Origin of the sequence: Actinomadura sp. 7K507 (genome assembly GCF_004348425.1) — a bacterium.
Lineage (GTDB): Bacteria > Actinomycetota > Actinomycetes > Streptosporangiales > Streptosporangiaceae > Spirillospora.
On sequence record NZ_SMKK01000403.1, the window covers coordinates 1 to 4,492 of the forward strand.

3 protein-coding genes and 1 pseudogene are annotated in these 4,492 nt (G+C 72.5%); 3 read left to right on the forward strand and 1 reads right to left on the reverse strand.

What is annotated here, in order from left to right; translation table 11 throughout:
- Positions 1-40: 40 nt before the first annotated feature.
- Both E1285_RS43370 and E1285_RS46225 read left to right on the forward strand, forming a co-directional pair.
- Complete coding sequence (locus E1285_RS43370; protein WP_132160738.1) at positions 41-1,228, forward strand: AAA family ATPase; 1,188 nt, start codon at positions 41-43, stop codon at positions 1,226-1,228.
- Between the two features lie 88 nt (positions 1,229-1,316).
- Positions 1,317-3,122: a vWA domain-containing protein gene (locus tag E1285_RS46225; RefSeq protein WP_165967022.1), complete on the forward strand. Its 1,806-nt coding sequence runs from the start codon at positions 1,317-1,319 to the stop codon at positions 3,120-3,122.
- Between the two features lie 114 nt (positions 3,123-3,236).
- Here E1285_RS46225 and E1285_RS43390 read toward each other — a convergent pair whose 3' ends face one another.
- Entirely contained in the window at positions 3,237-3,617 is a 381-nt protein-coding gene (locus E1285_RS43390) for a DUF317 domain-containing protein (RefSeq protein ID WP_132160742.1), read from the reverse strand.
- Between the two features lie 571 nt (positions 3,618-4,188).
- Here E1285_RS43390 and E1285_RS48030 point away from each other — a divergent pair.
- Positions 4,189-4,306, forward strand: a pseudogene (locus E1285_RS48030) (transposase); the annotation flags it as partial.
- Between the last annotated feature and the right edge of the window lie 186 nt (positions 4,307-4,492).

Below are 4,492 nucleotides of genomic sequence, written 5' to 3' on the forward strand. Positions count from 1 at the left end.
CCCCTCGGTAGTCCGCGATGTGTGAGGAGTTTCCCCCGTCATGTCCCCCTCAGCCAGTGGCGGCGGTCGGCTGGGCCAAGGCGAACTGCGCCGCCGCGTAGCCGAGCACCTGGTCGACCATCCCGGCGCGCACACCCCCGGGCACATCGCGCGGGCGCTGGGCCGCTCGTCCGGAGCGGTAGGCAACGCGCTGGAGACCCTGGTCACGCACGGCCACGCCGAACAGGTAGGCGCTCACCCCCGCCGTTACCGCGCCACGCCCACCACCGCGGGCGCGGCCAAGGCCGCCACCGTCCGCCGCAACCCCACCGGCTCCTCGCCCGCACGGCCCTCGCCCCACCCGCCGCCCGCCGCGGCACCGTCGCCGTCGAGCGGGACCAGCGCCGCGCACAGCCAGCCCGCCGCGCCGACGCCGCGGCGCGCGCCCGCGCCCGCGGGACCGGTGCAGCGGCCGAACGGGCAGACCTACCACCCCCGGCAACTGGCCGAGGTGCCGGACGTTGCCGCGTTGCGGCGCCTGCGCGAGGCCGGAATCGCGGCGCTGCTGTACGGGCCGCCCGGCACCGGCAAGACCAGCCTGGTGGAGGCGGCCTTCCCCGACCTGATCACCGTGGCCGGTGACGGCGACACCGCGGTGGCCGACTTCGTCGGTGAGTACACCCAGGCCCCCGGCGGCGGCTATGAGTTCGTGCACGGGCCGCTGGTGACGGCGATGAGCCAGGGCCGGTGCCTGTTCATCGACGACGCCACCCTCATATCGCCCAAGGTGCTCGCGGTGGTCTATCCCGCCATGGACGGCCGCCGCCAGATCGTGGTCAAGGCGCACAAGGGTGAGACCGTCACCGCCGAACCAGGCTTCTACGTGATCGCCGGGCACAACCCCGGCGTGCACGGCGCCGTCCTCACCGAGGCGCTGGCCTCCAGGTTCGCCGCGCAGATCCGCGTGTCCACCGACTACGACCTGGCCCGCACCCTGCGCATCGATCCCAAGGCCGTCCGGGCGGCCCGCAACCTGGCCGCCCGGCAATCCTCCGGCGAGATCGGCTGGGCCCCGCAACTGCGCGAACTGATCGCCTTCGACAAGATCGCCGGCGTTCTCGGCACCGATGCCGCCGTGGCCAACCTCGCGGGCATCGCCCCCGAAGAAGACCGCGACGTCGTCGTCGCGGTCCTGTCCTCGGTGTACGGACGCGCCATCACCCCACTGGCCCTGGGCCGCCAACTCTGAAAGCCGCCGAACCACTCCCCTACCCAACGAGCACTGACATGGGCTTTTCCAAAGCGGCAGCGAAGACCGAGAAGGGAGAACACCTCAGATGCCCACGCACCTGAACCCGGCCACCAGCCCCACCAGCACCGTCACCGCGCGCGGCCCGTGGAGCAGGTTGTCGGCCGCCTTGACCGGGCAGGTCGCCGCGCTCGCCGAACGCGACGACTTGATCGTGACCTGCGCCCCCGGCGCCGGGCACGGCGCCCCCGGCTGCTTCATCCCGGCCTTGGCGACCATCGAACTCGACGGAACCCATCTCGGCCACGACCCGGCCGCCTGTGACCCGTCCCGCCCCTCGGACCGAGAGCGCTACCCCGCACTGTGGGGAGTTCTCGTGCACGAGGCCGCTCACGCCCACCACTCCACCTGGCACACCACCCTCACCGCCGCCCCCACCCCCACTACCGGCCCGGGCGCCAGTCGAGCACCTGGCTCGACTGCCGCGGTGCGCGGGACTGCGCAGTTGGAGGCGGCCCTACTGCTGGAAGAATCCCGAATCGAAGCGGCGCACCTGGCTCGCCGCCCCGGCGATCACCGCTGGCTGCGTGCCTCGGCCACCGGCCTGGTGCTGGCCGACTTCACGCCCGCACCTTCACCACGGCCAGCCGGAGCGGGCGGCTCCGCCGGTGTGCGGGCGGCGATGACGCCGTGGGATGCGGGCTGCGCCGCCGCGCTGCTGCTCGCCCGCGTCACCGCCGCAGTGCTGGACACCGACGAGACCGCTCCCGTCGCCCGCGCCGTGTGCGAGGTGATCGGCTCGGGCAGGCTGGGGGTGCTGGCCGAGTTGTGGTGCCCCGCGCACCGCACCGTCGACCACGACACCGCGGGCATGCTGGAGTTGGGCCGCCTGTGGTGCGAGTGCCTGGGCATCGACCCGGACCAGCCTCCGCCCCCACCCGAAACCGGCCCCGGCGCCCATGCGGCATCGTCGGCGCTGGCGGCGGCCATCACCGCCGCCGTGCAGGCCATCACCGACGCCGACGCCCCACCCGCGCCCCTACCGGGGCCGGACCGCTCGGCCGAGCGGCGCGCCGAAAAGCAGGCACGCGACCAAGCCGACCGCGCCGCGAGCCGAGTGTTCGGTGACCTCCCCGAAGTCACGCACGGCCCCACCAAGATCACCGGCACCCGGGCGGCCACGCACGCCGAGCAGGCCGCTGCGCGCCGTCTGGCCCGGCACCTGCGCAACGCCGCGCACCGCGACCGCGCCACCACCACTCACACCTCGCCGACCCCGCCCGGGCGGCTGCGGATGCGGGACGCGTTGGCCGCCGACGCCCAGCGCGCTGCCGGAGCCGTCCCGACCGCCGAGCCGTTCACCCGCACCGTGCACCGCCACGTTCCCGCCCCACCGCTGCGGGTCGGCATCGCCTGCGACGTGTCGGCCTCGATGCGCCCCCTGGCCGCCCCGGTCGCCTCGGCGGCGTGGATCCTGGGCCGCGCCACCGGACACGTGCCGGACGCGCGCGCCGCGACCGTGATCTTCGGTGCCACCGTCCGCCCCGTCACCCGCCCCGGACGCACCGCCACGCGAGTGCACGAATTCTCCGCCGCGGACAACCGCCACGCCTTCGCCGAAGCCGTCGACGCACTCGACGCCGCGCTCGACCTCTCCCGCCCCGGCGGCGCCCGGCTGCTGATCGTCGTCTCCGACGGAATCTTCCACGACGCCGAGCGCACCGACGGGCAACAGCGCATCACCCGCCTGGCCCGCAGCGGCTGCGCCGTCCTCTGGCTCACCCTGGGCCCCACCGCCCCCATGGACGGCACCCTCCCTGTCCCGCTGGACGATCCCGCCGACGCCTCCGCCGCCATCGGCCAGGCCGCCGCCCGCGCCCTTCGCAACGCCTGACCCCTCGCCGGTCGCCCGTGCCCAGCAGGGCCGGCGACAAGGCAACGGAACGAAAGAGACGGGTTGGGCCCGTCCACACGTGGTGGACGGGCCCAACCCGTCGCAGGGGGACTGTTACTGGTCGACGAGCGGGGGTGGTGCCGGTTCATCCCGGTCATTGTCGAGCGGGGTCTTGCGGACCAGGTCGAGCAGGAACGCCGCGATGAACTCGGCCGGAGTGTCGGAGGTGAACGTCGCCTCCCAGGTCACCTGGTTCAGTTCGCCGTGCACGTAGGCGCGGATCACCCACACCGGTTCCCACGAGGGCCAATTGGTGATCATCGGCGCGAACCGGTCACCCTCGGGCAGGAACGCCGCGATCACGCGGCGGTCAGGGGCGAACGTGAAGGTGTTGCCGTGCCGGTCGTGCTCGAAACGCCACCCGGCCGCGCGCACCACGCCCAGCGCGGTGTCAGGCATACCCGGCCCGGCCACATACCGGGGAAGATCCACCATTACTTGTCTCCCTTCCCCCGAGGCGGAAACTAGGCCACACCCGGACCGGACGTCGGGGCCCAAACGGCCCCGTCCGGCCGCCGAACCGCCCGTACCGGCCACATGCCGCCGAAGGGGCAGGGCATTAGCGGCCGACGGGATCAGGCCGATAACCGGGCAATACGGTGTTTGGCATTCACCCGCCGCACAAACCAGCGCGGACCCATCTCGTATACCGCCTCGGATATGGAATTATCAAATGGGGCGTGTTCCATGTGAACATCCACGACCATGGCTCGCCCGTCACGCCACGCCAACCAGGCACCCGGACCATTTTTTCGTGGACCTGAATTTCCCTCAAATTTCTGGCCTTTCGGGGGCTCTCTTGAAAGAACAGCATGTGTCTTTCACTGGGGTTGTCCGTTGTCGGGCTGCCGTGGGTGGCATGGGGGTCCAGGACGCGGGAGCGCATAAGCCGTATCGCAGTGATCTGTCTGATGAGCGGTGGGCGTTGATCGAGCCGGTCATCGCGGCGTTGCAGGCGCGGCACCCGTCGGTGTCGGGCCATCAGGGCCGGTATGCGATGCGGGAGATCATCAATGCGATCCTCGTATCAGGAGCGTACCGAGTGCGGGTGGGAGTACCTGCCGCATGACCTGCCGCCCCGTTCGACGGTGTACTACTACTTCGCGCGGTGGCGCGACGATGGGCTGACTGACCACCCAGGCCATTCACGAGCTGCCGCGTGTACTGGGCGGCCACCGACCGGATGACCCGCCGCCTGGCCGGCACCACCACACGGCTGGCGCGACACGCCGCCCACGGCCCTGGTGGCGGCCAAGGTGCCGGCCGGCGGCATGGGCCGCGTGACCGGCCGGCCACCCCCGCCGGTCCCC

Bases quoted from the DNA above. Each gene is read 5' to 3' on its own strand.
- E1285_RS43370 (WP_132160738.1), top strand. From the start codon at position 41: ATGTCCCCCTCAGCCAGTGGCGGCGGTCGGCTGGGCCAAGGCGAACTG.
- E1285_RS46225 (WP_165967022.1), top strand. From the start codon at position 1,317: ATGCCCACGCACCTGAACCCGGCCACCAGCCCCACCAGCACCGTCACC.
- E1285_RS43390 (WP_132160742.1), bottom strand. From the start codon at position 3,617: ATGGTGGATCTTCCCCGGTATGTGGCCGGGCCGGGTATGCCTGACACC.